Genomic DNA, 23,813 nt, shown 5'->3' with positions numbered 1-23,813 from the left:
AATACCGGACCAGTCTCCCGGCCGCTTGCGGCCGGGATTTTTTTTCGCGTCAGGCTCGCTAGGAGAGGATCACCAGGTTGACCGCCTTCGGTCCCTTCCCCTTCTTGTCCGGCTCGACCTCGAAAGTGATACGCTGTCCTTCGGCAAGGTCCTTCAATCCGGCCCGCTCCACAGCGGTGATGTGAACGAAAACATCGCGACCGCCGTCGTCCGGCTTGATGAAGCCGTAGCCGCGCTCGCCGTTGAAAAATTTGACCGTTCCCGTCATGGCCATCGGGAAACTCCTCCCCCGCAATGCTCCTCCGTCGCGACGCAGACTCACGTCACGACATGACCGGGCCTCACGAAGCCCGGGAGCTGGCCATCCTTGAGCGGACCGTTCGGTCCGATCGGATCTTTCTTAGGCCTTCACTCCGCCGCAACCATTCGCGGAAGCGGAACGTAAAGCCAGTCACCGAAACAGCATAATACGGTTCATTGCAGATTGACTACCGCCCCTGCATATTTTTCCCAAGAATGCCGGAGTGTTACGGTCGCGGCACCTCTAATCGGAATCTGGCAGCACCGCCCTGGCCGAGCGGCATTTCCAGCTCGGGCAGGATCGTCTTGAGTTCGCCGTGCAGCGTGTAGGGCGGATTGACGATCAGCAGTCCGGTGGAGGTGAGCGCTGCGCCGTCGAGCTGCGGTGCGACACTGAATTCGAGCCGCAGGCATTTTCCCGGCGGCTTTGCTGCGGCTGCGGCCCGCGCCACCAGTTGCGCCAGCGTGTCGGTGGCACGCCGGCTCTTGGCCGGATACCAGATTACATAGATACCGGTCGGCCATTTCGCGAAGGCAGCCGAGAAGGCCTCGCCGAGCCGTTCGAACTCGTCCTTCGCTTCGAACGGCGGATCGATCAGCACCAGTCCGCGCCGCTCCTTCGGCGGCACGAAGGCCGGCAGCGCTATCCAGCCGTCGAGATCGACCACGCGGGCCTGTTCGTCGCGGCGCAGCACGTCGATCAGCGCTTTGCGCGCCTTCGGCTCGAGTTCGCAGGCGACGAGGCGGTCCTGCGGCCGCAGCAGGCCGCGCGCGATCAGCGGCGAGCCCGGATAGGCCTTGAGCTCGCCCTTCGGATTGAAGGCGCGGACGATGTCGAGATAGGGCTTCGTCAGCGCCGCGGTCTCGTTGGACAGGCGCGCCTGCATGAGCCGGGCGATTCCCGTCAGCCACTCGCCGCCACGGCGGGCCTCGTCGCTTTCGAGATCGTAGAGACCGGCGCCGGCATGGGTGTCGATGACGCGGAACGCCGCCGGCTTGTCCTGCAAGTAGGTGAGGATGCGCGCCAGCACGATGTGCTTGATGACATCGGCGAAGTTGCCGGCGTGGAAGGCGTGGCGGTAGTTCATGGGACTGGGCTAGCGTTGTCTTGCGCGATCCTAATCCCTTGTCATTGCGAGCGCAGCGAAGCAATCCAGAATCTATCTGCGGCAGCAGTCTGGATTGCTTCGTCGCTTCGCTCCTCGCAATGACGGAGGCTGTAGGAACTATCCACCCCTGATCGGCGGCATCGTCACCTGGTCGCGCCGGCAGGCGCGGCGCTCGATCTCATCGCAGGCGCGGAATTGCAGGTCCTTGCTGAGGCAGATGCGGACCTCGGACAGCCGTGTCCGGGTGCAGGTGACCGAGACGGCGGCATTGCTGAGACCCGGATTGGCCTTGATGAAGGCCTCCTCGACCTCCGCCGGAGCCACTGTCTTGGCCTGCGACAAATCGAGATATTCGGCCGGAATCTTGATCGCGGCGCGCGCTTTGCGGATCGTCTCGAAATAGCTGCGATCGGTCAGCCCGGCGCAGGTGCCGTGCTTGTCCCACTCGTTGAAGATCAGCCCCGGCGCCGGCATCAGGTCGAGCATCGAGGAGACGATGCTGCGGTTCAGCCGCGGCGCCGGCCGCTGGCAGTATTCGGGGAAGCCGTTCTCATATTGCGGCCACAGCCCATGCACCACGAACGCATAGGGCCGTCCGCTGCACTGCATCTGAGAGCGGCCGCCGCGCTCGGCCGCCTCCTCGCAGAAGGAGGGCGACCACGACAGCGACAGTACGTAGAAATCGAACTCGCCGGGCGCGTTCTGTCGCTTGTCCTGCGCCTTCGCGCCGCCGGCGGCCAAGGCCAGCCCCGCGGCCAGGGTGAGCGAGATCATCAGGCGCGAGAACGAATGCAATCCGGAATGAAACATGGCGACGCCCCTCAACTAGACTGTGCAGCCAAGCCTAGCAGGCGACAAGAACATTTCAAGAACAAAATTCGCAAGAACAAAATTCGCAAGGCAGCCGGCTGGCCGTCCGATCGGCGCGAATCAGGGCCTCGCCGCGCGGCAGGCCGGATTGTAGGCCCAGTTGCGGTCGAGCCCGACCACGCACCATTCGACGCTCTGGCCGTAGCCGGCAAAACCGCCATCCTCGATGATGGAGAAATGCACCCTGCGCACCTTGCCGTCGTTCAGCATGGCATCGCCGGTGCAATAGCGGCGCGGAATGTTGTCGGACTGCCAGGGCCGGAACGCGGTCTCGTGAACCGCGGAGAAGCCGGTGATCTTCAACGGGGAATTCCAGAACGAGCTTTCCTTCTCCCAGAACTGGGTCGCGATCGTCGGCAGCGCCTTGTCGCAATCGGCGACGTTGCCGTCATAGCGCGGTCCGCTCAGCCAGAAGTTCAGCTCCAGCGGATTGGCGGCTCTGGCCTCACCGAGCGACAGCGCCCCGAACATGAGGCCGAGCAGGGCGGCAAAGCGGAGCGATTTCAGGGAGGGGGCGCGCATGGGCAATCCGGACAGCTGGGTCTTGCGAAGTGTGGACGGTGCCGCGAAGGCCGGGGGAGGTCAAGTGCAGCGCGGCAACACTTGGCCAAGACTTGACCACAACGTCGCAGCTGGAAGCCTTCGGTTCTTTTCACGGGCATCCCGGCACCGTAAACTGCCGCCAACCAATTGGAGTAACGGGAATGCGAATCATTGCGGCCGCGGGCCTTCTCGCCCTGGGAATGGTGGCGAGCCAGTCGGCGCGTGCTGACATCCTTCCGGTGCCGCCGTTCAAGGGCAACGACACCGGCGGCATCATCGCCTATTCCTTGGCGACGCAAGCCGATGCGCGGCAGGTCGCGGTCGATCACTGCGCACGCTACGGCAAGGTCGTCAAATTCCTCGCTGTGCAGGCCTATGAGGGCGGTTACATCTCATTTTCCTGCCGCTGGGTGCCCTATGGCGCCGCCGAGCAGCCGATCCGCACGCTCTACTGAAGCGCTGTCGTAGCGCCGCGATCTCTCAGCCGGGAGCCCCACATGACGCGCAAACTCGCTTTGCTCGGCTTGGTCGCTTGTCTCGTGTTGTCGGCCGGCCGCGCCTGCGCCGACGACCTGCCGGTGCGCAAGGCCGGTCTTTGGGAAATGAAGCTGATCACGACCGGTTCGCCCATGCCCGAGATGACCATGCAGCACTGCACCGACGAGACCGTCGACAAGGAGATGAGCAACAACGTCTCCCCGATGGCCAAGCAGATCTGCACCAAGCAGGACATCAAGAAGACCGCGACCGGCTATGTCAGCGATTCCGAATGCAGCGTCGCCGGCGTCAGCACGACCTCGCATGCCGAGATCACCGGCGATTTCAACTCGGCCTACACGGTGAAGACCTCCTCGCATGCGCAAGGCGGCGTCGCCGGCACGGCCGGCCGCGATACCACCATGACGCTGCAAGCCAAGTGGCTCGGCGCTTGTAAGGCGGACCAGAAGCCCGGCGACATCGTGATGCCCGGCGGCTTCAAGATGAACGTGCGCGACATGGACAAGCTGAAGGCGCTGCTGCCGAAGTAGGTGAGATCGCAGCCCGGAAATCGGTGCACTCCCTCGCCCCATTCTTACGGGAGAGGTGAAGTACGGCTACACCGGTATCCTCACACTCGCCCTTAATCCCCCCATCGGGCTATCCCCGAGCGTGATGTCGCCGCCGTGCGAGCGGGCGATGTCGCGGGCGATCGCCAGCCCTAAGCCCGTGCCGCCTTCGTCCTGGTTGCGGGCGTTGTCCAGCCGCAGGAACGGCTTGAACACTTCCTCGCGCAGGTGAGCGGGAATGCCCGGTCCGTCATCGTCGACCGTCACGGTCAAATAACGGTGATCGCGCTGGCCGGTGATGGCGATGGTCTTGCCGTAGCGCGCCGCGTTGGTGACGAGGTTGGCGAGGCAGCGCTTAAACGAGGCCGGCTTCACCGTGACCACGGGCAGTCCATTGAATGCCACGGTCGCGGTGTGGCCGTGGCGCTCGGCGTCGCTGCGCAGCTCCTCGAGCGCCTGCGCCATGTCGGTCGGCTGCGACTGCTCGCCGGAATCGCCGCGGGCAAAGGCGAGATAATCCTCCAGCATCATCGACATCTCGTCGACGTCCTTGCGCATGCCCTCCAATTCCGGGCTGTCGCCGATCAGCGCCAGCTCGAGCTTGAAGCGGGTCAGGATGGTGCGCAGATCGTGGCTGACCCCTGCGAGCATCGCGGTGCGCTGCTCCATCGTACGCTCGATGCGCGATTTCATCTCGAGGAAGGCGACCGCGGCGCGTCGTACCTCGCGCGCGCCTCTGGGGCGGAAGTTCGGTGCCTCGCGGCCCTTGCCAAAGCTTTCCGCGGCATCGGCAAGGCGCAGGATCGGCTTGATCTGGTTGCGCAGGAACAGCACCGCGACGATCAGCAGGATCGAGGACGTGCCGACCATCCAGAACAGGAAGATTTCCGAATTCGAGGCATAGGCGGCGCTGCGCTGCGCGAACACGCGCATCACGGCGTCGTCGAGCTGGATGCGGATCTCGACGAGGTTGGAGCGGCCGACCGTGTCGATCCAGAACGAGCGTCCGATCTGGCGGCCGAGCTGCACCGACAGGGTCTGGTCGAGCAGCGAGAAGAACGGCTTTGGCCCGGGCGGTGGCATGTCGCCGGCGGGCAGGAAGTCCACGACGAGGCCAAGACGCTGCTGGGCGATGCGGCGGATCTGGTCGCGGTCCTTGTCCTGCGGATAGCCCTTGTAGACGTCAATCAGCGCGGCGATGTCCTGCACCACCGCGGCCGACAGGCGGCGCGTCACCGTGTTCCAGTGCCGCTCCATGAACACGAAGGCGACGACCGATTGCAGGATCACCATCGGCACGATCATGATCAACAGCGCGCGGGCATAGAGGCCAGTCGGCATCCAGCCCTTGAACGCGTTGCCCATCCAGCCATTGGCGGCCGAAACGCGGCCGGCGGCGCTCCTCAATAGCGTCAGGCCGGTGTCGATCGTGCTCATCGGTCTCGCCTCACTCCACTCAACTCAGGGCGAGGCCACCAGCCGGTAACCGATGCCGCGCACCGCCTGGAGGAACAGCGGATTGGCGGGGTCGGTCTCGATCTTGCGTCTGAGGCGGTTGATCTGCACGTCGACGGCGCGCTCGTTGACGCTGCCATTGCCGGTCAGCGCGCTGCGCGGCACGGTCTCGCCCGGTGCCTCCGAGAGGATGCGCAGCATCTCGCGTTCGCGGTCGGTGAGGTGGATGACCTCCTCGCCCTGGCGCAACTCGCCGCGATCGAGGTGGAAGACGTAGGGACCGAACGCGATCTTCTCGATGGTCGCAGCCTGCGGCGGCGGCGCGGCGCGTTTGAGGATGTTGTTGATGCGCAGCGCGAGCTCGCGCGGCTCGAACGGTTTTGCGACGTAATCATCGGCGCCGATCTGGAGACCCTCGATACGGGCTTCGGCCTCGTGCCGCGCCGTCAGCATCACGATCGGCACTGAGGAGGACGTGCGGATGAAACGGGCGAGATCGAAGCCGGTCTCGCCGGGCATCATGACGTCGAGGATCAGCAGGTCGAAATGCAGGCCCATGAGCTTCGAGCGCGCATCGCCGGCGCTCGCCGCGGTGGTGACGCGATAGCCTTCGCCGGAGAGAAAGCGCGAGAGCAGATCGCGGATGCGGCGGTCGTCGTCGACCAAGAGGAGATGCGGCGCGTCGTCGGCTGGTTGCACCGGCGGACGGGCGAGCGTGGCAGCGAGCGGCACGGTCACTCCTTGGCGTCTTGGTTGACGGAGGCGAAGATCGTCTCGAGCACCTTGTCCGGATCGTCGCGGTCGATCATCGCGCGCAGGAAGCGCTTCACGGTCTCGGCATCCTGCGGAGCCATCTCGGACAGCGCCTTTGTGATCCGCGTGGTCTGGAGGCCGGCGAGCTTCTGTACCAGCGCCTCGCCCTTCGGCGTCGCGTAGAGCAGCCGCTGGCGGCGGTCATTGTCGCCGGTCTTCTGCACGATATAGCCCTCGTCCAGCAGCTGCTTGAGCACGCGGCCGAGTGACTGCTTGGTGATGCGCAGGACGTCGAGCAGGTCCGCGACCTTCAGGCCGGGATAGCGGTAGACGAAATGCATCACCCGGTGATGGGCCCGGCCGAAGCCGAACGCCTCCAGTTCCTGGTCGGGATCGCCGACGAAATCGCGATAGGCGAAGAACAGCAGCTCGATGATATCCCAGCGCAAATTGCCTCCGTCACCTGCGGCCGGCCGAGGCTCGGCAGCGTCTTGAGAGGGAGTCGCGAAATTTATGTCAGGCATATTGACGTATCTTGGGTTCAATGTTACAAAACGATCGACCCGCACGAAATTTTAGATCGTTTCGCGTCGGGCGGCATCGAAGCAGGGCGGCCGGAGTGAGCCGGACAGACTGCGACGGCCGGAGCAGATCTACCGTGCGATTGTCGAGCGGCATTTCGGCAAAACATACTGGACTTCCGCCTTCCGCAAAAGCATGTCCTCGGCGACATGCTGGCCACGGAAACCGGCCGTAACAAGGCTGGCGGCGGTCCGGCCAGAAACCCAGTCAAGCCAGCCGGGCCCGAAGGAGGGCAGGCGGGCGCCAGAACAGCGCCGCGACCGGCAGCGGGAGGCAAGAACATGAGCATGAAATTCGACATCCAGCCCGCATCCAATCCGACCTCCGAGAAGGACCGTGTCGCCAGGCTGGTGGACCCCGGTTTCGGACGGGTCTTCACCGATCACATGGCGATCGTCCGCTACAACCAGGCCAAGGGCGGCTGGCATGACGCGCGCATCGAGGCGCGCGCGAACTTCCAGCTCGATCCGGCCGGTGCCGTCCTGCACTACGCCCAGGAGATCTTCGAAGGGCTCAAGGCCTACAAGCGCGACGACGGCGGCGTGAACCTGTTCCGCCCCGACGCCAATGCGCGCCGCTTCAAGGATTCGGCGGACCGCATGGCGATGGCGCAGCTGCCCGAGGACGTCTTCATCGAGGCGGTCGAGCAGGTCGTGCGCATCGACCGTGCCTGGATCCCCGGCGGCGAGGGCAGCCTTTACCTGCGGCCCTTCATGATCGCGAGCGAGACCTTTCTCGGCGTCAAGCCGTCGTCCGAATACATTTTCGCAGTCATCGCTTCGCCGGTGGGGTCGTACTTCAAGGGCGGACCCGCGCCGGTGTCGATCTGGGTGTCGGAGAACTACACGCGCGCCGCGATCGGCGGCACCGGTGCCGTCAAGTGCGGCGGCAATTATGCCGCCAGCCTGCGCGCCCAGGCCGAAGCGATCCAGCATGGCTGCGATCAGGTCGTGTTTCTCGACGCGGTCGAGCGCCGCTACATCGAGGAGCTCGGCGGCATGAACGTCTTCTTCGTGTTCGACGACGGCTCGCTCGTGACGCCGCCGCTCGGCACGATCCTGCCCGGCATCACCCGCGACTCCATCATCGCGCTCGCGAAGGATGCCGGCAAGACCGTGCGCGAGGAGCCGTACTCGCTCGACCAGTGGCGCAAGGATGCAGCCAGCGGCAAGCTGAAGGAAGCGTTCGCCTGCGGCACCGCGGCGGTGATCTCGCCGATCGGCAAGGTGCGCTCGGTGAGCGGCGATTTCGACATCAGCGGCGGCGCCGCCGGCCCCGTCGCCATGGGCCTGCGCAAGCAGCTCGTCGACATCCAGTACGGCCGCACCAACGATCCGCACAACTGGATCCGCAAGGTGCTTTGATTTTTCTCCCTCTCCCCGCTTGCGGGAGAGGGCAATCGCATATGGGGGCGATTTCGCCTGTGGCCATCCTTCGAGACGCCCGCCGTTGGCGGGCCCTCAGGATGAGGATTGAGTGCGCGGCTGTAGTTTCAACGAGCACCGATACTGCTTAGCCTCATCCTGAGGAGACCGCGAAGCGGTCGTCTCGAAGGACGAGGCGCGCGCTCAGGTCGCGCAAAATGCCATATGCGATTGCCCTGCCGCAGACGGGGAGAGGGGAAAAGCGCAATGCTTGTGGACTCTTGCGCACTGAACTCCTCGCCACAACTGCGCGACAAAGCCAGGACATCTTGAAACATCCTGGACATCGCGATCATGGCAACAAAACTCTCCCAACCCATGAAATGGGTCGTTCTCGCCGCAATCACCGGCGTCTCGGTTTTCGGCATCCTGACCATCGGCCCAGTGCCGGAGGTCGTTGCGCAGGACCGCTCGCCGATTGTCGACGTGCGCACCAGCGATCCCGAGATGAACGCCGCGATCGCGCGGGCCCGGGGCACGCTCCCCACCTTCTGGGCCTCCTATGAATCGCCAAAGCCGTCGGAGGCCGGGCATGCCCTGAAGGTGCGCTTTTCGACCCGCAAGGGCGGCGAGCACATCTGGATCGGCGAGGTGAAGAAGCTGCCGAACGGCACTTATTCCGGCCTGTTCGCCAACGAGCCGCGCGACCTGCCGGGCAAGCACGCCGGCGACAAGGTCCAGTTCAGCGAAGCCGACATTTCGGACTGGATGTTCATGCGCAACGGCAAGATCGTCGGCGGCGAAACCATCAAGCCGACGCTGAAATCGCTGCCGAAGGCGGATGCCGATGCGCTGAGGGCGCGGATGGAGCAGCCGTAGAGGTGGGGACGTCATTCCGGGATGGTCCGAAGGACCAGACCTCAGGTGCGCAATTGCGCACCGGGGAATCTCGAGATTCCGGGTTCGATGCTGCGCATCGCCCCGGAATGACGGCGACTTAGGCAGGCGTTAGGGGCTTGCGGCATCCGCAGCGGTTGCCGCACCGCCCCCCGGCTGGTAAACGCCGCGCATGGCCGAGAAACCCAAAAAACCCCAGAAACTGAAGGCGCGCCTGCCGCGCGGGCTCGAGGATCGCGATCCCGCCGCGATCCGGGCGACGCGCGAGATGGTCGAGAAGATCCGCGCCGTCTACGAGCTCTACGGGTTCGAGCCGGTGGAGACGCCGGCGATGGAATACACCGAAGCGCTCGGCAAGTTCCTGCCCGATCAGGACCGCCCGAACGAGGGCGTGTTCTCGTTCCAGGACGACGACGAGCAGTGGATCAGCTTGCGCTACGATCTGACCGCGCCGCTCGCCCGCTATGTCGGCGAGCGATACGGCACCGACGCCCTGGTCTTGCCCTATCGCAGCTATCGCGTCGGCTACGTGTTCCGCAACGAAAAGCCTGGCCCCGGCCGCTTCCGCCAGTTCATGCAGTTCGATGCCGATACGGTCGGCTCGGCGACGCCGGCGGCGGATGCCGAGATCTGCATGATGGCGGCCGATGCGATGGAAAAGCTCGGGATCGAGCGCGGCCAGTACGTGGTGAAGGTGAACAACCGGAAGGTGCTCGATGGCGTGATGGAGAGCGTCGGTCTTGGCGGCGACGAGAACGCCGGTCGCAGGTTGACCGTATTGCGTGCCATCGACAAGTTGGATCGGCTTGGGGTTGAGGGCGTAAGGCAGCTCCTTGGTAAGGGGCGCAAGGACGAAAGTGGCGACTTTACCAAAGGCGCGGACCTAAACGACGAGCAAATCGAAACCCTTGAAAAGCTGTACGGTCATCAAACCAGCCGATCCCAGGATTTCTTCTTAGCTCGTACCCAAATCGATCCTGCGTCCGATGACGATACGACCCTCGCCGGGGACGGCGGAAGTCGGTATGTGGTGGCTGACCCTCGTTTCCTTGATACTTACGAGCAGGTGTTTCAGCACTCTCCGCTCGTGTTAGAGGGAATCAATGAACTGCGCAGCATTTCCAAAATTGTTCGAAGCGCTGGGTATGGTACTCGCCGGATCAAGATAGACGTCTCCGTCGTGCGCGGCCTCGAATATTACACCGGCCCCGTCTACGAGGTCGAACTCCTGCTCGACACCAAGGACGAGAAGGGCCGCCCGGTGCGCTTCGGCTCGGTCGGCGGCGGCGGCCGTTACGACGGCCTCGTCTCGCGCTTCCGCGGCGAGCCGGTGCCGGCGACCGGTTTCTCGATCGGCGTGTCGCGGCTCCAGGCCGCGCTGACGCTGCTCGGCAAGCTCGACACGCGGCCGGAATTCGGGCCCGTCGTCGTCACCGTGTTCGATCGCGACCGCGTCGCCGACTACCAGAAGATGGTGGCAAGCCTTCGCACCGCCGGCATCCGAGCCGAGCTCTATCTCGGCAATCCCAAGAACATGGGCAACCAGCTCAAATATGCCGACCGCCGCAACGCGCCCTGCGTCATCATCCAGGGCTCGGACGAGAAGGCGCGCGGCGAGGTGCAGATCAAGGATCTGATCGAGGGTGCGAAGGCAGCCGCCGCGATCGCCTCCAACCAGGAATGGCGCGAGAGCCGTCCGGCGCAGTTCTCGTGCAGCGAAGCCGATCTCGTGGCCAAGGTCCGCGAGGTCCTCGGCCGCCATGACGTGAGCTGGGGCTAGCTATTCGCGCATTGCCTCGTGCCCGGGCTTGTCCCGGGCGTCCACGTCTTGTTTGATAGAAGAACGTGGATGGCCGGGACAAGCCCGGCCATGACGACAGCAGGGAGACGACGATGCCTGAGATCACCATCAGCATGGCCGAAGGCCGCACCGACGAGCAGAAGGCCGGCATGATGCGCGACATCACCCAGGCGCTGGTGAAGAATCTCGGCGTCGATGCCGATGCTGTCGTGATCCAGATCAACGAAGCCCCGCTCCGCCACAAGATGAAGGGCGGCAAGACCTTCGTGGAGCGCGCCGCGGCAGCGAAGAAGTGACGCGTTAGCGTCATTCCGGGGCGCGCGTAGCGCGAACCCGGAATCTCGCGCCGCAAACTTCTGGATTCCGGGTTCGGCGCTACGCGCCGCCCCGGAATGACAAGCAAGCACCATGGACGCACGCGACTTCATCACGATCGGCATCAGCGCAGAGCGCACGCTGGTGGTCCCAGTGGAGCGCACGGTCGGGCATTTCGTGTCCGGCATGCCTTTTGTCTACGCGACACCGATGATGATCCTGGAGATGGAGATGACGTCGGGCGACGCCATTCGCAGCGCGCTTCAGCCAGGCTGGGTCACGGTCGGCACCGAGGTCGACATCCGTCATCTCGCAGCCGCCCTCGTCGGCGCGACGGTGCGGACCACCGCGAAGGTGATCGCGGTCGAGCGCCGCGTCATCCGCTTCGAGGTCGAGGCCTTCGAGGGCACGCGCAAGCTCGGCGAGGGCCGTCACGCACGCGGCCTCGTCAATGTCGAGCTGTTCAACAAGCGGTTGGGGGCGTAGCGGCAGATGCCGTAGCTCGGCTTCGTAGGGTGGGTTAGCCGAAGGCGTAACCCACCACTTCTGCCTCCGCGGAAACGAAAGAGGTGGGTTACGCTTCGCTAACCCACCCTACGGCACCGTCCTACTTCGCCAATTCCTTCGACCGCGTCGTCGCAGCCGCAATCGCGCGGATCATCAGATCGCGCAGGCCGGGCTCGCCCATCAACACGCCGAGCGCGGCGGCGGTGGTGCCGCCGGGCGAGGTCACGTTCTGGCGCAGCGTACTGGCAGGAAGCTCCGACTGGTGCAGCAGCTCGCCGGAGCCGGCGACGGTTTCGCGCGCGAGCTTCATCGCCAGCGCTTCGGGCAATCCCGCCTCGACGCCGGCACGTGCGAGCTCTTCGGCAAGCAGGAATACATAGGCCGGGCCCGAGCCGGACACGGCAGTGACCGCATCCATCAGGCCTTCGTCGTCGACCCATTCCACCGAGCCGGTGGCGCGCAGCAGCGCATCCGCCACGGCGCGCTGCTGCGTGCTGACATCCGGTGCCGCAACCGCAACGGTGATGCCGCGGCCGATCGCAGCCGGCGTGTTCGGCATCGCGCGCACGACGGCGCCGCCGCAGACCTCCTGAAGCGAGGCGATCGTGGTGCCCGCCATGATCGAGACCACCGAGGTCTTGTCAGCGACGAACGGTTTCAGCTTCGCGCCGGCCTCGCGGAACATCTGCGGCTTCACCGCGACCACCAGCGTCTCGACGGCGCCGGCCGCTTTCACATCGGGATTGAGCGCAACGCCCTTGGCGGCGAGCGCGGCAATCTCGGGCGAGATATGCGGCTCGATCACCGCGACACGGCGTGGGTCGAGCCCGCCCGCCAGCCATCCGGTCAGCATCGCGCCGCCCATCTTGCCGGCGCCGGCGAGAAGGATGGTGTCGGTGATGTCTTGAAGAGTGCTGTTAGCCATCGCTGTTGCCACACCTTCGCTGTCGTCCCCGCGAAAGCGGGGACCCCCGCGCGAACGCTTGCGTTCGTCGCGTAACCACAGGCGGTTCTAGTGGATGAAGGTGGTGGCAACAAGCCGCGTAGGATGAATCACACGGTATGGGTCCCGGATCGGCGCTCCGCTTCGCTGCGCTTGTCCGGGACGACGGAGAGAGAGCCCTACGCCTCGCCGACCGTGTCGAACATCGCGGCGTCCATGGCCTGCGTGGTGGTCTTGCCGGCCCACACCACGAACTGGAACGCCGGGAAATAACGCTCGCAGGCGTGGATGGCGCCGGCGAGCATGGCTTCGCATTGCGCGGTCGAGGCGGTGAGGCCGCCGGGCAGGACCAGGGCCTGGCGGTGCATGATCATGCCGGTGTTGGTCCACAGGTCGAAATGCCCGATCCACAATTGTTCGTTCACGGCCGCAACGAGCCGCTGCACCTCGCCCCGCCGCGCGAGTGGAATCTTCATGTCGAAGGCGCAGGCCAGATGCAGCGCCTCGATCTCGCCCATCCAGGTGAAGGAGAGCTGGTAGTCGGTCCATTGTCCCTTGGAGACAATCGTGAGTTCGTCTTCGCCGGAACGTTCGAACGGCCAGTTGTTGCTGGCAGCGATGTCCTCGACCACCGCAAGCGGATGGTTCCTGGAATCGATAGTGCCTTCGAGCAGGGACATGCCGTCTCGACCTCTTGCCTTCTTGTTGTCTTTGATACGCACGCCGTTGGCCCGGCACGCTCCCTCAACGTTGCAATCGCGATCTCCTCGGAGTCGCTCTTGCGATCCCTCGGTTCGGCGCGGGCCTGTCGCGGATCAAGTGATGTGATTTGCGGAATCTGCGCAACGGGGTCACGAGTCCGTCCACAAGCCAGGACTCCTTCGTCCACAGCTCATCTCCGCCACAATTCTTAACGCGGGGAGTCCCGACCCCGACGAAGGAGAACAAACCGGAATCGAATTTGCGAGCCGCGCGCCGATCGTTAATTCCGCCGCGCGAGCCGGACCGCCAGGAGAGCGTCCATGCCGGCATGGGACCATGCGCTTTCCCCATGCGGAACACGCTTGCTGCGGCCGCCGGCCGGCGTCATATTTCGCCTCAGGCCGTTCATCCCGGACGGCCGATGTTCTCAGGGCGGGGTGAAAGTCCCCACCGGCGGTAAGGGCCGAAAGGCCCAAGCCCGCGAGCGCCTTCCCCCAGGCCTTTCCTGAAAAGGATTTGCCGAAGGGAAGGGTCAGCAGATTCGGTGCAACTCCGAAGCCGACGGTTAAAGTCCGGATGAAAGAGAACGGTCGGTGGCGGACGCATCGAGAGGATGCGGCTGCTTGTCGTTCCGTGTGCCCTGATTCTGGTCCTTAAACCGAGGAAAGCCATGAATCAGATGTTGCAAGATACCCAGACCGAAACGTCAGAAGTCACCCAACCGCCGGTTCCGCAGGATCCGGCGACCGAGCACCCGCGCTTCGCAAAGCCGCAGCGCGTGGCCTTCGTGCAGGCCTGCTGGCACCGCGACGTGGTCGAGGAGGCCCGCATCGCCTTCATGGGGGAGGCCGAGGCCCGGCACCTCACCCATGTCGACGTGTTCGAGGTGCCCGGCTCGTTCGAGATCCCGCTGCACGCGCAGGTCCTCGCCAAGACGCGGCGCTACACCGCGATCGTCGCGGCCGGCCTCGTCGTCGATGGCGGCATCTACCGCCACGAATTCGTCGCCGACACCGTGATCAAGGCGCTGATGGACGTGCAGCTCCGTACCGAGGTGCCGGTATTCTCGGCCGTGCTGACGCCGCAGCAGTTCCACGAGACCGAGGTGCACTACGATTTCTTCCGCAGGCATTTTGCCATCAAGGGGGTGGAGGTCGCCGCGGCCTGTGCGGAGACGCTGCACGGGCTGGAGCGCCTGCGCGGCCAGGTTGCTGCGGGGATCGTGGGGTAGGCAGACTGCTGCAGGGTGGGCAAAGCGAAAGCGTGCCCACCATCGCCCGAAGAACAAAAGGGTGGGCACGGCGCGTTGCGCCTTTGCCCACCCTTCGAACGCGCCCGCCGCGATTACGGCTATCACTGGTACATGGGCGATTTCGCCACGGCGCAGCCGCTGCACTGGTTCGGCGGCATCGGTTGGGGCGGCCAGCATCTGTACGTGATTCCGGCGCGTGATCTTATCTTTGTGATCCACTGCGGAAATTATGGGCGGTCAGGGCAGGAGCAGGCCGCCGTGTTGATCGCACTCTTGAAGGACGTTGTGCTGCCGAGCTTTGGTTGAATTCGCTCTTAACCCAGCGACACGCCCGCCTTGGCGCGGCTGATTCCGAGGGTCAGGATGCGATGCAGAAGATCCCTGTATTTCAGCCCGTCATGTTGGGCCGCCGTGGCGAATTCCTGGCTCTTGGCGATTTCCGGATTGGGATTGGCTTCGATGAAATACGGCGTGCCGTCGGCGGCGAGGCGAAAATCGATGCGCGCATAGCCATCGAGACCGAGCGCCCGGTAGATGCGTTTCGCGGCGCGCTGGATGCGCGCCGTGACTTCGGGCGCAAGGTCTTTCGCCGGCCCGTCGACGATGCCGAGCCGCTCCTGATAATCGGTGTCGTGCTTGGCTTTTTCGGTGGCGATGTGCCGTGACCTGCGGCCGCCCATGCTGCCGAATTTCAATTCCCAGACCGGCAGGACGCGCAGCCGGTTGTTGCCAAGTACGCCGACATAGAGTTCTCGGCCTTCGATGAACTGCTCGGCGATGGCGGCGGTCTCGACCCGCTCGTGGATGAAGGCGACCCGTTCCGCGAGCTTTTCGTCGGTATCGACGATGGAAGCCTGCGAGATGCCGAAGGAGCCATCCATGTTGAGTGCCTTGACGATCAGCGGCAGCGCAAGATTTTTGGGCCGTTTCACCTTGCGCCGCATCGGGAAGACGGCGAAGGCGGGTGCCGCGATGCGGCGGTGGTGCACCAGCGTCTTGGACAAATCCTTGCCGCGCGCCAGGATCAGGCCGCGCGGATTGCAGCCGGTATATGGAACCTTCATCAGCTCGAGGTAGCTGGCGATGTGCTGGTCGTAGGCGACGTTGTAGTGAAATTCCTCCAGCAGGGTGAAAACCACGTGCGGCTTGAACTCCTCGATCGCTTCGCGGACCGGCCTGATTTCCTCCTGCGCGCCGAGCGGACGGACCTCATGGCCGGCCGCGCGCAAGGTGCTGACGACGTCGTATTCCGTTTTCCAGTTGTTGATTTCCTGTGCCGTGTATCCGTCGGACGAATCCGGCGGCAGGAAGTCCGGATGCATCAGCACGAGAATACGGAGTCGCCTCATAGCGCGATCCATTTGCGCCGAGACGGGCCAAACAGCGCGTGCATCGTCTTGGCGGTCACGAGGACGGTGAAATCGAGAACGAGCTTCTGTTCGGGGCCCACCGCGCGCAGATCGAGCTCGCGGCAGCGGGAGATCATGTCGTCGAGCACGGCATCGAGCGTGAGCTGGTTCTCGCCCGTCCACCGCGCGACCAGTCGCCTGATCTGGGCGCGGTGCCGCCTGATCAGGCTCGAAGCGGGTTTCGAGCGATGATGCCGTGGATCGGCGGAAAAGAGCCGGGAGAGGTCGCGGTCGTAGGTCTTCGGTGGCGTGAACGCGTAGAATGCCTGCTTCTTCTTGTAGTGGTCTTCGAGCGTCTGGCTGAGCTTGCTGAGGGGATCGACACGCTCGCGCGTCGTGATCAACGGCTTCTTTCCCGCAATCTCGCCCATCAGCTCGTCGACATATTCGAGCTTCTTCAACGCGGGCCAGCCGGCATATCGCGTCCGCCAGTTCGAGCGCGGCCGCAGCCACACTGCAAAGGTTTCGGCGAAATCCTCGTCCGGGTGGCTCTGCGCGTACCAGAGCCGCAAGTGCTGGACGTAACGCCGGCTCGCCGGATTGGGCCGGTAGTAGCGCGGGTAGTGCTTTGACGACGGGCCGAACAGCTGCTGCCAGCGCCGGCGGCGTTGCAGCTGGTAGCCGTGCTGGACGGCATGGCCGGCCTCGTGACGGAGAATCGCCATGCACTCGCGCCAGGTTCCCCCTTCGACGTCGAACATCATCTTCTTCTCGAGCTTCATCAGGCGGGGATGGGCGAGATAGAAGGGGATGGCGATGCCGGACACATCTCCCGGACTGAACCACTCGCTCGAGATCCAGGTGTGTGGCCGCAGCCGGATGCCACGCTCTTCGAGCTCTTCGTGAAGCGTGCCGACGCAGTCTGCGAGCCAGGTGCCTTCGACCGTAACCCTCAGGCTTGAGAGGCGCTGCTTGAGCAACTCGTCATCCGACAGCTTCTCCCAGGCAAATTTCCGGCGTGGCATCAGGCATCCAGGGGGCAGAGATGGCTCGGTGTCTGGATGATGTCACGGGCGGCGGTAGGCAACAACCCGTGGGGCCAGGTTGCAGCGGGGACCGTGGCGCGGGGCGTGCGTAGCACGAGCCCGGAATCCATTGATTTACACGGATTGCTGGAAGATGGATTCCGGGTTCGCCTCTCCGAGGCGCCCCGGAATGACGGCTGAAAAAAATCAGTCGAACAGGCTCGACACCGACTCTTCCGCGGCGGTGCGCGCGATCGCGTCGGAGATCAGGCTGGCGATCGGCAGCGTGCGGATGTTCGCGGCCTTGGTCACCGCCTCCGTCGGCAGGATCGAGTCGGTGATCACGAGCTCCTTCAGCCTGGAGCCGGCGATGCGGGCGGCTGCGCCGCCCGAGAGCACGCCATGGGTAATGTAGGCGTAGACGTCCTTGGCGCCCTTGGCGATCAGCGCGTCGGCTGCGTTCACCAGCGTGCCGCCGGAGTCCACGATGTCGTCGACGAGGATGCAGCTGTAGCCGGAGACATCGCCGATCACGTTCATGACTTCGGACTCGCCCGGCCGCTCGCGGCGCTTGTCGACGATGGCGAGTGGGGTGTTGATGCGCTTGGCGAGGCCGCGGGCACGCGCCACGCCGCCGACGTCGGGCGATACCACCATCACCTTGCCGAGGTCGAAACGTTCGCGGATGTCGCGCACCATCAGGGGGGCAGCGAACAAATTGTCGGTCGGGATATCGAAGAAGCCCTGGATCTGACCGGCATGCAGGTCGAGCGTCATGACGCGGTCGACGCCGGCATGGGTGATCAGATTGGCGACGAGCTTGGCCGAGATCGGCGTGCGCGAGCCGGAGCGGCGGTCCTGCCTGGCATAGCCGAAATAGGGGATCACTGCGGTGATGCGGCGCGCCGAGGAGCGGCGCAGCGCGTCGGTGATGATCAGCAGCTCCATCAGATTGTCGTTCGCCGGAAACGAGGTCGACTGGATGATGAAGGCATCCGAGCCGCGGATGTTCTCCTGGACCTCGACGAAGATCTCCATGTCGGCGAAGCGCCGGACCACCGCCTTGGTCAGCGGCATGTTGAGGCCCTGCGCGATGGCCTGGGCGAGAGCCGGATTGGAGTTGCCGGCGACGAGCTTGATGGAGCCGTTTTTGGCCGACATGGACGCTTCCTCCCGCGCTTTGCTGGATACGACGTTCAACATCAGAAAATACCCACTGGCAGCACGGTTACGACGGGCGAGGAAATATCAGGCGCGAGGCCGCAATGGCAACCCGGGATGCTACGTTTTCCCTTCGAAAATCCTGAGTCGGGCCAACGGCTTGGCCGCAACTTGGGCCCGTGGTTTAGCGGGGGTTATCGCTCGGCATAGCCGAGCGCCGAGGGCGGCAGGTCCGGCACGGGCGCGGCCGGAGTGGCGCTCGCCACCGCCGGTCCCCGCAGGTTCGGCGCTGCGCCCGGGGCGTCCGGCGTTCCGTTGATCATGTTGGAAAGTCCGCTGAATCCGGCCTGGGCGATCTTCCGCAGCACGAGGTCGTCGGCAGCCCCCCACGGGTCGCGGCTGGCCTTGGCCGAGGTGGGTTCCTCGCCGGACAGGCGCAGTGCCCGCTGCTGGTTGGCGTCGTAGACGTCCCAGACCCAGGCGATCACGGTCTTGCCGCGGACGACCTGGGCGGAGAGATAGCTGCGCACGCGATAGGCGGCCGTCCCCTCGCGGGAGACCACGGACAGGCTGCGCAGCTTGGATTCACTGTCGAGCACGCCGACCATGCGGTCGAACACCTGTGGCGGCGGCCCGTCGATGGATTCGAACGCCACCGTCGCCCCGCTGCCGGTGCTCGGTGCCATCGCATAGGAGTTGGCGGCGCTGCCGCCACCGCCGGCGCAGCCGCCAAGCGCGGTTGCCGCCGCCAGCAGCATGACCGCCAGCACGCGCGAACCCGCACGGCGCAGAAAAGATGACGCGTCCCTCATTATGGAGGGCAGCGATATCGTTAAAACGCATTAACGTCTAGGGCGGGCGCGACACAACACACTGTCATCGCGTCAGAGCATCGCCCCGGAATGACACGAGGTTGCCAGTGTGTTCACGCTTCGAGCGCGATGGCGTGAATGTGGCGGCCGTAGTCCGGCTCCTTGCGATGCACCGAGCGGCGATAGCTGAAGAAGCGCTCGTCGGCGTAGGTGTCCAGACCCAAATCGTCGATCATCAGGATGCCGGCGGCTTCCAGCCGTTTCCGGATGAAGCCGGCAAGATCGAACATCGCGTGGCCCTCGCGCACCGACGGGATGAAGAACATGGCGTTGTCCGCATCCGCCTCGATGAAGCGCGCGACGAACTCGTTGCCGACCTCATAGCTGTCCTGGCGGATCAAGGGGCCGATCGCGGCGATGATGCCGCTGCGGGTGGCGCCGAGCTTCTCCATCGCTGAAATGGTCGACTCCAGCACGCCGGTCAGTGCGCCCTTCCAGCCGGCATGCGCGCTGCCGATCACGCGCGCGTTGGGATCGACGAACAGCACCGGCCCGCAATCGGCGGTGGAGACGCCGAGCGCGAAGCCGGGCATCCTGGTTACCAGCGCATCGCCCTTCGGCCGCGGCCCGCTCGGCCACGCGCGATCTGCGACGACCACGTCGGGCGAATGGATCTGGTGCAGGCTGAGGAAACGCTCCGGTGCGACGCCGACATGCTCGGCCATGCGGCGGCGGTTCTCCGCGACGAGGGCCTGATCGTCATTGGAGCCGAGCCCGCCGTTCAGCGCGGAGTAGATGCCGCTGGAGACGCCGCCCTCGCGGGTGAAGAAGGCGTGGCGCAGGCCGGGCACGGCCGACAGCAGCGACGAAGCAAGTGTCATGATGCGTCTCCGGCCTGTTCGAGATCGCTGAGGCCGGCAAGGCCGGTCAGCCGCGGCTCCGAGATGCCGAGCACCTTGAACATCGAGCCCATGCCGCTGCGTCCGGTGTCGGTCAGGCGCTTGAGTGCGATCGAAATGTCGGTGGCGACGTCCGGCGTCGCCTTCTGCATCAGCGCGGCCGCGCGGGTGTCGATGCCGACGCGCTTGAGGAAGTCGCCTTGCGTCACCGGGCCGTGCACGCGCGCGCCGACGTCCTCGGCCGCACGCGCCAGCGCCTGGAAGTCGACATGGGCGGTGACGTCGGCCTGGCCCGGCGCTTTCAGGGGATCGGTGAAGGTGTGGCGCGCGATGGCCTGGAAGGTGTCGCCGGCGTCGCTGCGCAAATGGCCGTAATCGATGATCAGCGCCGCACCGTCCTGATCGCGCACGCGCGTCGCGAGTTTCATGATCTCGGTATCGGGCCGCCATTCGAACACCGCGCCGATGGGCGCAGCGCGCACCAGGGGCGGCAGCAGCACGTCGAAGCGCGGCGTCGGCTCGGCCGCCGCGCCGAACTGAAGCTTGCCGTTGGGATCGATCTCGATCGTGCGCTCGTGCCAGCCGTTCTCGTGCCTGACCATCTGGTGGATCGGCAGCACGTCGAAATATTCGTTGGCGAGGATGACGCCCGGGCCTTCCGGCACGTCGTCGATGCTGTCGTGCCAGGCGATGTTGCGCACGTTCGCCAGCGTCGCACTCTGCCGCTCGCGCAGGACAGGATTGACCTCGACCATGTGGATGTGGAGCGCCTGGTAGAGCGGCGGGAGCACGCGCAAGGCGCGCAGCGCGTCCGCCATCATGGTGCCGCGGCCGGGGCCGAGCTCGATCAGGCGCAGGAATTGCGGCGAGCCCATCTGCCTCCACACCGAGGCGGTCCACAGGCCCAGCAGCTCGCCGAACATCTGGCTGACCTCGGGCGCGGTGGTGAAGTCGCCCTCACGCCCGAGCGGATCGCGCGAGACGTAGTAGCCATGGTGCGGGTGCATCAGGCACAGTTCCATGTACCGCCAGACCGGCATGGGGCCTGAAGATTTGATCAGCGCCTTGATCTCGTTGAGCAGCGGCGAGTCGGTCACGGCCTGTCTTCTCGAAAGGAATTAACGAATGGCGTCGAGGGGCTTCGGCGCACCGCGCCTGACAGCCCATACAATAAGTATGGCGCCGACAATAAGCATCGGGATCGACAACAGCATGCCCATGGTTAATCCGCCCCAGAGGAAACCGAGCTGGGCGTCCGGCTCGCGGAAATGCTCGCCGGCGATCCGGGTCAGCCCATAGATCAGGATGAAGGCGCCGAGGATCATGCCTGGCCGCCTCAAGGCGCCGAAACGGATCATCACCGCGAGCACGGTGAACAGCAGGATGCCTTCCATGCCCGCTTCGTAAAGCTGGCTCGGATGGCGCGGCAGTTGCGTGGGATCGTTGGGGAAGATCATAGCCCAGGGCAGGCTGGGGTCGGTGGCGCGGCCCCACAATTCGCCATTGATGAAATTGGCGATGCGTCCGAGCAGCAGCCCGACCGGGGCGACCGCGGTGGTGATGTCGCCGAGGGACAGGATCGGGATGTGGTTGCGATAGGCAAACCACATCACCGCGACGACGCAGCCGAGGAAGCCGCCATGGAAGGACATCCCGCCCTCCCACAATCTGAAGATCGCGGCGGGATGCTCGACGAAGAACGGCAGATTGTAGAACAGGACGTAGCCGGTGCGGCCGCCGAGGATGATGCCGAGCGTGACCCACAGGATGAAATCGTCGATCTGCACCAGCGAGATCGGCGCGGGCCCGCCCCACAGACGCTCGCTCTTCAGCAGCGAGCGCGCATAGAGCCAGCCGAACACGATGCCGCAGATATAGGCCAGCGCATACCAGCGGACCGCGAACGGACCGATCTCGATCGCGATCGGCTTGAAGGCGGGAAAGTCGATGAGCAGAAAGGGCATCGCGCCTGCTATGTCTGGACGAGATTGCGGCGATAGAACGCCAGCAGCCGCTGTCCCCTCCGGGGATCGCGATCGGCTGGCCGATCATCTCCTGTCGCCTGGTGATTCTTCTTATGCAGGGACGTTGAATACGATTGCAAGGAAACCGGGGCATGACAAGGATACCGCCTCTCGGGCCTTGAACCCTCCCGTCCGGATTGCCATTGTCTTTCCAGCGTTCGCGCAAAGTTTATCGGCGGCTGCCAGGAGACCGACATGACCCAGACCAACAACCGGTTTTTCGACGAGATCGGCCGCCTGATGAACGACGCTGCCGGTGCCGCCCAGGGCGTCAAGCGCGAGTTCGACACGGTGATGCGCACCCAGGCGGAAAAATTCCTGCGCGACATGGATCTGGTCAAGCGCGAGGAGTTCGAGGCGGTCAAGGACATGGCCCGCCTCGCCCGCGAGGAGAACGAGGCGTTGAAGGCGCGGGTTGCGGCGCTGGAGGCGAAGCTCGGCGGGTGACGAAAGCGCGAAGATCGGCGCGGTTGTCCCCCCGCTCGTCATGGCCGGGCCTGACCCGGCCATCCATCCTCTTCGAAAGGGCCGTTTTAAGGGATAGATGCCCGGGTCAAGCCCGGGCATGACAAGAGCCCATTCTCCTTGTCATTTCCGCGTCTTCCGGGTAAAAGCCCGCCACGTTCGCGGCCCCCGCACCCCTGGAGGCTTGCTGCGAACTATGCCATGGGCCGCGCTGCGGCCCATTAACTTTTGCAAAAACAAGGACTTAGACTATGGCGACGACCGTCAAGGAATTGAAGGCGACCGCACGTCCGAAGAGCGGCAAGGGGGCCGCCCGGGCTGAGCGTCGCGCCGGGAGAGTGCCCGGAGTGATCTACGGCAACAACCAGCCCCCGGTGACGATCTCGATCGAAGATCGCGAACTGCGCCAGCGCATCCTCGCCGGCCGGTTCCTGACCACGCTGGTCGACATCGATCTCGAGGGCAAGAAGCACCGCGTGATTCCGCGCGACTATCACCTCGATCCGGTCAAGGACTTCCCGATCCATGTCGACTTCATGCGGCTCGGCGAAGGCGCCACCATCCGCATCAGCGTGCCCCTGCACATCGTGAAGGCGGAAGCGTCCCCGGGCGTGAAGCGCGGCGGCACCGTCAACATCGTCGCCCACGCGATCGAGCTCGAATGCGGTGTCGAGAGCATCCCGCAATACATCGAGGCCGACGTCGGCTCGCTCGAAATCGGTTACTCGCTGCATCTGTCGGACATCAAGTTGCCGGCCGGCGTGACCGCGCTGACGCGCGAGGACGCGACCCTCGTCACCATCGTGCCGCCGTCCGGCTACGCTGAAGAGCAGAAGGCTGCGGCTGCGGCTGCGGCGGGTGGTGCGGCTCCGGCCGCGGGTGCTGCTGCTCCGGCTGCGGCTCCGGCTGCGGGTGCTGCGGCTCCGGCGGCGGCTGCCAAGGCTCCGGCCGGCGGCGACAAGAAGAAGTAATCTCTCAACGAGCTGGCGCGCGGTCCCTGATCGCGTGCTGGCTGAGGGGTGCGCCGCGTCATGCGACTCTTTGTTGGGCTCGGCAATCCCGGCGCGAAATACGCACGCAACCGGCACAATATCGGCTTCATGGCCGTCGACGAGATCGCGCGGCGTCATGGTTTTGCGCCATGGCGCCGCCGTTTTCAGGGCGAGACCTCGGAAGGCGCGCTCGGCACTGAGCGCGTGATCCTGCTCAAGCCCACGACCTACATGAACGAGTCCGGCCGCAGCGTTCAGGAGGCGGCAGGCTTCTTCAAGATCGCCCCGGGCGACGTCACCGTGTTTCACGACGAGCTCGAGCTGCCGCCGGGCAAGGTGCGGGTGAAGATCGGTGGCGGCATCGCCGGCCACAACGGCCTGCGCTCGATCACGGCGCATATCGGCAACGACTACCGCCGGGTGCGGCTCGGCATCGGTCATCCCGGCGTCAAGGAGCTGGTGCATGGCCACGTGCTGTCGGACTTCGCCAAGGCCGACAACGAATGGGTGGCGACGCTGTGCGACGCGGTCGCCGAGCATGCCGCGCTGCTTGCCAAGGGCACGGACGCGACCTTCGCCAACAGGGTGCATCTCGCCATGCAGGCGAAGGGATTTTTGACCAAGGACGAGAACGGCAAGGAATAACG

28 protein-coding genes and 1 riboswitch are annotated in these 23,813 nt (G+C 64.9%); of the genes, 12 read left to right on the top strand and 16 right to left on the bottom strand.

Features of this window, described 5'->3' with window-relative positions; all coding sequences use genetic code 11:
* Positions 1-58: 58 nt before the first annotated feature.
* From GPL20_RS05480 to GPL20_RS05465, 4 genes are all read right to left on the bottom strand, one after another.
* Positions 59-274, bottom strand: coding sequence for a cold-shock protein (locus tag GPL20_RS05480; RefSeq protein WP_008544396.1), 216 nt, complete (start codon positions 272-274; stop codon positions 59-61).
* A 253-nt stretch (positions 275-527) separates the two neighbouring features.
* Positions 528-1,388, bottom strand: coding sequence for a 23S rRNA (adenine(2030)-N(6))-methyltransferase RlmJ (locus GPL20_RS05475; RefSeq protein WP_157328462.1), 861 nt, complete (start codon positions 1,386-1,388; stop codon positions 528-530).
* A gap of 138 nt (positions 1,389-1,526) precedes the next feature.
* The gene (locus GPL20_RS05470) at positions 1,527-2,219 is read right to left on the bottom strand and encodes a ribonuclease T2 family protein (protein WP_157328460.1); all 693 of its coding nucleotides are present in this window, start codon (positions 2,217-2,219) and stop codon (positions 1,527-1,529) included.
* A 120-nt stretch (positions 2,220-2,339) separates the two neighbouring features.
* Positions 2,340-2,801 carry a hypothetical protein gene (locus GPL20_RS05465; RefSeq protein WP_157328458.1) on the bottom strand — a complete coding sequence of 154 codons (462 nt, stop codon included), beginning with the start codon at positions 2,799-2,801 and terminating at the stop codon, positions 2,340-2,342.
* A gap of 182 nt (positions 2,802-2,983) precedes the next feature.
* Between GPL20_RS05465 and GPL20_RS05460 the strand changes: the two genes are divergently transcribed.
* On the top strand, positions 2,984-3,277 hold the full coding sequence (locus tag GPL20_RS05460) for a hypothetical protein (protein ID WP_157328456.1): 294 nt from the start codon (positions 2,984-2,986) through the stop codon (positions 3,275-3,277).
* 42 nt (positions 3,278-3,319) lie between these two features.
* Positions 3,320-3,850: a DUF3617 domain-containing protein gene (locus GPL20_RS05455; protein ID WP_157328454.1), complete on the top strand. Its 531-nt coding sequence runs from the start codon at positions 3,320-3,322 to the stop codon at positions 3,848-3,850.
* 66 nt (positions 3,851-3,916) lie between these two features.
* Here the strand turns inward: GPL20_RS05455 and GPL20_RS05450 are convergent, their stop codons facing one another.
* Genes GPL20_RS05450 through GPL20_RS05440 form a run of 3 tightly spaced genes read right to left on the bottom strand, consistent with a single transcriptional unit; the run spans position 3,917 to position 6,600 of the window.
* On the bottom strand, positions 3,917-5,305 hold the full coding sequence (locus GPL20_RS05450) for an ATP-binding protein (RefSeq protein WP_157328452.1): 1,389 nt from the start codon (positions 5,303-5,305) through the stop codon (positions 3,917-3,919).
* Between the two features lie 24 nt (positions 5,306-5,329).
* Positions 5,330-6,061: a response regulator gene (locus GPL20_RS05445; protein ID WP_254126474.1), complete on the bottom strand. Its 732-nt coding sequence runs from the start codon at positions 6,059-6,061 to the stop codon at positions 5,330-5,332.
* Positions 6,058-6,600 (bottom strand): MarR family winged helix-turn-helix transcriptional regulator, encoded by a 543-nt coding sequence (locus GPL20_RS05440; RefSeq protein WP_157328450.1) that lies wholly within the window; start codon positions 6,598-6,600, stop codon positions 6,058-6,060. The genes GPL20_RS05445 and GPL20_RS05440 overlap by 4 nt, the downstream gene beginning before the upstream one ends.
* A 339-nt stretch (positions 6,601-6,939) precedes the next feature.
* Here GPL20_RS05440 and GPL20_RS05435 point away from each other — a divergent pair, with 339 nt between their 5' ends.
* From GPL20_RS05435 to GPL20_RS05410, 5 genes are all read left to right on the top strand, one after another.
* The gene (locus GPL20_RS05435; protein ID WP_157328448.1) at positions 6,940-8,022 is read left to right on the top strand and encodes a branched-chain amino acid aminotransferase; all 1,083 of its coding nucleotides are present in this window, start codon (positions 6,940-6,942) and stop codon (positions 8,020-8,022) included.
* A gap of 354 nt (positions 8,023-8,376) precedes the next feature.
* The gene (locus tag GPL20_RS05430; protein ID WP_157328446.1) at positions 8,377-8,901 is read left to right on the top strand and encodes a YegJ family protein; all 525 of its coding nucleotides are present in this window, start codon (positions 8,377-8,379) and stop codon (positions 8,899-8,901) included.
* A gap of 190 nt (positions 8,902-9,091) precedes the next feature.
* Positions 9,092-10,699, top strand: a complete 1,608-nt coding sequence (gene hisS, locus GPL20_RS05420; RefSeq protein WP_157328444.1) for a histidine--tRNA ligase — start codon at positions 9,092-9,094, stop codon at positions 10,697-10,699.
* Between the two features lie 113 nt (positions 10,700-10,812).
* Positions 10,813-11,016, top strand: a complete 204-nt coding sequence (locus GPL20_RS05415) for a tautomerase family protein (protein WP_025033847.1) — start codon at positions 10,813-10,815, stop codon at positions 11,014-11,016.
* A 112-nt stretch (positions 11,017-11,128) separates the two neighbouring features.
* Positions 11,129-11,521, top strand: coding sequence for a thioesterase family protein (locus tag GPL20_RS05410; RefSeq protein WP_157328442.1), 393 nt, complete (start codon positions 11,129-11,131; stop codon positions 11,519-11,521).
* A gap of 121 nt (positions 11,522-11,642) precedes the next feature.
* Here GPL20_RS05410 and proC read toward each other — a convergent pair whose 3' ends face one another.
* Entirely contained in the window at positions 11,643-12,467 is an 825-nt protein-coding gene (proC, locus tag GPL20_RS05405) for a pyrroline-5-carboxylate reductase (protein WP_157328439.1), read from the bottom strand.
* 197 nt (positions 12,468-12,664) lie between these two features.
* A complete protein-coding gene (locus tag GPL20_RS05400) occupies positions 12,665-13,165 on the bottom strand; it encodes a type III secretion system chaperone family protein (protein WP_157328437.1) in 501 nt (166 codons plus the stop codon).
* 441 nt (positions 13,166-13,606) lie between these two features.
* Positions 13,607-13,779, top strand: a riboswitch (FMN riboswitch).
* Positions 13,780-13,857: 78 nt separating this feature from the next.
* Between GPL20_RS05400 and GPL20_RS05395 the strand changes: the two genes are divergently transcribed.
* A complete protein-coding gene (locus GPL20_RS05395; RefSeq protein WP_157328435.1) occupies positions 13,858-14,418 on the top strand; it encodes a 6,7-dimethyl-8-ribityllumazine synthase in 561 nt (186 codons plus the stop codon).
* A 15-nt stretch (positions 14,419-14,433) separates the two neighbouring features.
* Positions 14,434-14,745 carry a hypothetical protein gene (locus tag GPL20_RS05390; protein ID WP_157328433.1) on the top strand — a complete coding sequence of 104 codons (312 nt, stop codon included), beginning with the start codon at positions 14,434-14,436 and terminating at the stop codon, positions 14,743-14,745.
* Positions 14,746-14,753: 8 nt separating this feature from the next.
* On the opposite strand, the gene GPL20_RS05385 is transcribed toward GPL20_RS05390, so the two are convergent.
* The 7 genes from GPL20_RS05385 to lgt form a co-directional block, all read right to left on the bottom strand.
* The gene (locus GPL20_RS05385) at positions 14,754-15,788 is read right to left on the bottom strand and encodes a D-alanine--D-alanine ligase family protein (RefSeq protein ID WP_167532905.1); all 1,035 of its coding nucleotides are present in this window, start codon (positions 15,786-15,788) and stop codon (positions 14,754-14,756) included.
* Positions 15,785-16,813 (bottom strand): putative zinc-binding metallopeptidase, encoded by a 1,029-nt coding sequence (locus GPL20_RS05380; RefSeq protein ID WP_157328429.1) that lies wholly within the window; start codon positions 16,811-16,813, stop codon positions 15,785-15,787. Before GPL20_RS05380 ends, GPL20_RS05385 begins: the two co-directional genes overlap by 4 nt.
* A 207-nt stretch (positions 16,814-17,020) precedes the next feature.
* Positions 17,021-17,974 (bottom strand): ribose-phosphate pyrophosphokinase, encoded by a 954-nt coding sequence (locus GPL20_RS05375; RefSeq protein ID WP_167532904.1) that lies wholly within the window; start codon positions 17,972-17,974, stop codon positions 17,021-17,023.
* A 194-nt stretch (positions 17,975-18,168) separates the two neighbouring features.
* Positions 18,169-18,786, bottom strand: coding sequence for a hypothetical protein (locus GPL20_RS05370; RefSeq protein WP_157328425.1), 618 nt, complete (start codon positions 18,784-18,786; stop codon positions 18,169-18,171).
* A 113-nt stretch (positions 18,787-18,899) separates the two neighbouring features.
* On the bottom strand, positions 18,900-19,667 hold the full coding sequence (gene pgeF / locus GPL20_RS05365) for a peptidoglycan editing factor PgeF (RefSeq protein WP_157328424.1): 768 nt from the start codon (positions 19,665-19,667) through the stop codon (positions 18,900-18,902).
* Positions 19,664-20,782, bottom strand: coding sequence for a class I SAM-dependent methyltransferase (locus tag GPL20_RS05360; RefSeq protein WP_254126231.1), 1,119 nt, complete (start codon positions 20,780-20,782; stop codon positions 19,664-19,666). The genes pgeF and GPL20_RS05360 overlap by 4 nt, the downstream gene beginning before the upstream one ends.
* 21 nt (positions 20,783-20,803) lie before the next feature.
* Entirely contained in the window at positions 20,804-21,649 is an 846-nt protein-coding gene (gene lgt / locus GPL20_RS05355; protein WP_157328422.1) for a prolipoprotein diacylglyceryl transferase, read from the bottom strand.
* A 255-nt stretch (positions 21,650-21,904) separates the two neighbouring features.
* Here lgt and GPL20_RS05350 point away from each other — a divergent pair, with 255 nt between their 5' ends.
* The 3 genes from GPL20_RS05350 (at position 21,905) to pth (ending at position 23,811) form a co-directional block, all read left to right on the top strand.
* On the top strand, positions 21,905-22,156 hold the full coding sequence (locus GPL20_RS05350; protein ID WP_157328420.1) for an accessory factor UbiK family protein: 252 nt from the start codon (positions 21,905-21,907) through the stop codon (positions 22,154-22,156).
* A gap of 269 nt (positions 22,157-22,425) precedes the next feature.
* On the top strand, positions 22,426-23,145 hold the full coding sequence (locus GPL20_RS05345) for a 50S ribosomal protein L25/general stress protein Ctc (protein WP_157328418.1): 720 nt from the start codon (positions 22,426-22,428) through the stop codon (positions 23,143-23,145).
* 60 nt (positions 23,146-23,205) lie between these two features.
* Complete coding sequence (gene pth / locus GPL20_RS05340; protein WP_157328416.1) at positions 23,206-23,811, top strand: aminoacyl-tRNA hydrolase; 606 nt, start codon at positions 23,206-23,208, stop codon at positions 23,809-23,811.
* Positions 23,812-23,813 lie beyond the last annotated feature (2 nt).

This window comes from Bradyrhizobium cajani (genome assembly GCF_009759665.1).
Classification (GTDB): domain Bacteria; phylum Pseudomonadota; class Alphaproteobacteria; order Rhizobiales; family Xanthobacteraceae; genus Bradyrhizobium; species Bradyrhizobium cajani.
Note: the sequence above shows the minus strand (reverse complement) of the source record. Positions and strands in the feature narration are given on the sequence as shown.

Excerpts from the sequence above, each read along its gene's own strand:
- GPL20_RS05440 (WP_157328450.1), bottom strand. The coding sequence starts at position 6,600 with ATGCCTGACATAAATTTCGCGACTCCCTCTCAAGACGCTGCCGAGCCT.
- pth (WP_157328416.1), top strand. The coding sequence starts at position 23,206 with ATGCGACTCTTTGTTGGGCTCGGCAATCCCGGCGCGAAATACGCACGC.
- GPL20_RS05380 (WP_157328429.1), bottom strand. The coding sequence starts at position 16,813 with ATGCCACGCCGGAAATTTGCCTGGGAGAAGCTGTCGGATGACGAGTTG.
- GPL20_RS05475 (WP_157328462.1), bottom strand. The coding sequence starts at position 1,388 with ATGAACTACCGCCACGCCTTCCACGCCGGCAACTTCGCCGATGTCATC.
- GPL20_RS05350 (WP_157328420.1), top strand. The coding sequence starts at position 21,905 with ATGACCCAGACCAACAACCGGTTTTTCGACGAGATCGGCCGCCTGATG.
- GPL20_RS05395 (WP_157328435.1), top strand. The coding sequence starts at position 13,858 with ATGAATCAGATGTTGCAAGATACCCAGACCGAAACGTCAGAAGTCACC.
- GPL20_RS05480 (WP_008544396.1), bottom strand. The coding sequence starts at position 274 with ATGGCCATGACGGGAACGGTCAAATTTTTCAACGGCGAGCGCGGCTAC.
- GPL20_RS05430 (WP_157328446.1), top strand. The coding sequence starts at position 8,377 with ATGGCAACAAAACTCTCCCAACCCATGAAATGGGTCGTTCTCGCCGCA.
- GPL20_RS05450 (WP_157328452.1), bottom strand. The coding sequence starts at position 5,305 with ATGAGCACGATCGACACCGGCCTGACGCTATTGAGGAGCGCCGCCGGC.
- GPL20_RS05455 (WP_157328454.1), top strand. The coding sequence starts at position 3,320 with ATGACGCGCAAACTCGCTTTGCTCGGCTTGGTCGCTTGTCTCGTGTTG.
- GPL20_RS05470 (WP_157328460.1), bottom strand. The coding sequence starts at position 2,219 with ATGTTTCATTCCGGATTGCATTCGTTCTCGCGCCTGATGATCTCGCTC.
- GPL20_RS05465 (WP_157328458.1), bottom strand. The coding sequence starts at position 2,801 with ATGCGCGCCCCCTCCCTGAAATCGCTCCGCTTTGCCGCCCTGCTCGGC.
- proC (WP_157328439.1), bottom strand. The coding sequence starts at position 12,467 with ATGGCTAACAGCACTCTTCAAGACATCACCGACACCATCCTTCTCGCC.
- GPL20_RS05345 (WP_157328418.1), top strand. The coding sequence starts at position 22,426 with ATGGCGACGACCGTCAAGGAATTGAAGGCGACCGCACGTCCGAAGAGC.
- lgt (WP_157328422.1), bottom strand. The coding sequence starts at position 21,649 with ATGCCCTTTCTGCTCATCGACTTTCCCGCCTTCAAGCCGATCGCGATC.
- GPL20_RS05460 (WP_157328456.1), top strand. The coding sequence starts at position 2,984 with ATGCGAATCATTGCGGCCGCGGGCCTTCTCGCCCTGGGAATGGTGGCG.
- GPL20_RS05410 (WP_157328442.1), top strand. The coding sequence starts at position 11,129 with ATGGACGCACGCGACTTCATCACGATCGGCATCAGCGCAGAGCGCACG.
- GPL20_RS05385 (WP_167532905.1), bottom strand. The coding sequence starts at position 15,788 with ATGAGGCGACTCCGTATTCTCGTGCTGATGCATCCGGACTTCCTGCCG.
- GPL20_RS05375 (WP_167532904.1), bottom strand. The coding sequence starts at position 17,974 with ATGTCGGCCAAAAACGGCTCCATCAAGCTCGTCGCCGGCAACTCCAAT.
- GPL20_RS05435 (WP_157328448.1), top strand. The coding sequence starts at position 6,940 with ATGAGCATGAAATTCGACATCCAGCCCGCATCCAATCCGACCTCCGAG.
- GPL20_RS05415 (WP_025033847.1), top strand. The coding sequence starts at position 10,813 with ATGCCTGAGATCACCATCAGCATGGCCGAAGGCCGCACCGACGAGCAG.
- GPL20_RS05370 (WP_157328425.1), bottom strand. The coding sequence starts at position 18,786 with ATGAGGGACGCGTCATCTTTTCTGCGCCGTGCGGGTTCGCGCGTGCTG.
- hisS (WP_157328444.1), top strand. The coding sequence starts at position 9,092 with ATGGCCGAGAAACCCAAAAAACCCCAGAAACTGAAGGCGCGCCTGCCG.
- GPL20_RS05400 (WP_157328437.1), bottom strand. The coding sequence starts at position 13,165 with ATGTCCCTGCTCGAAGGCACTATCGATTCCAGGAACCATCCGCTTGCG.
- pgeF (WP_157328424.1), bottom strand. The coding sequence starts at position 19,667 with ATGACACTTGCTTCGTCGCTGCTGTCGGCCGTGCCCGGCCTGCGCCAC.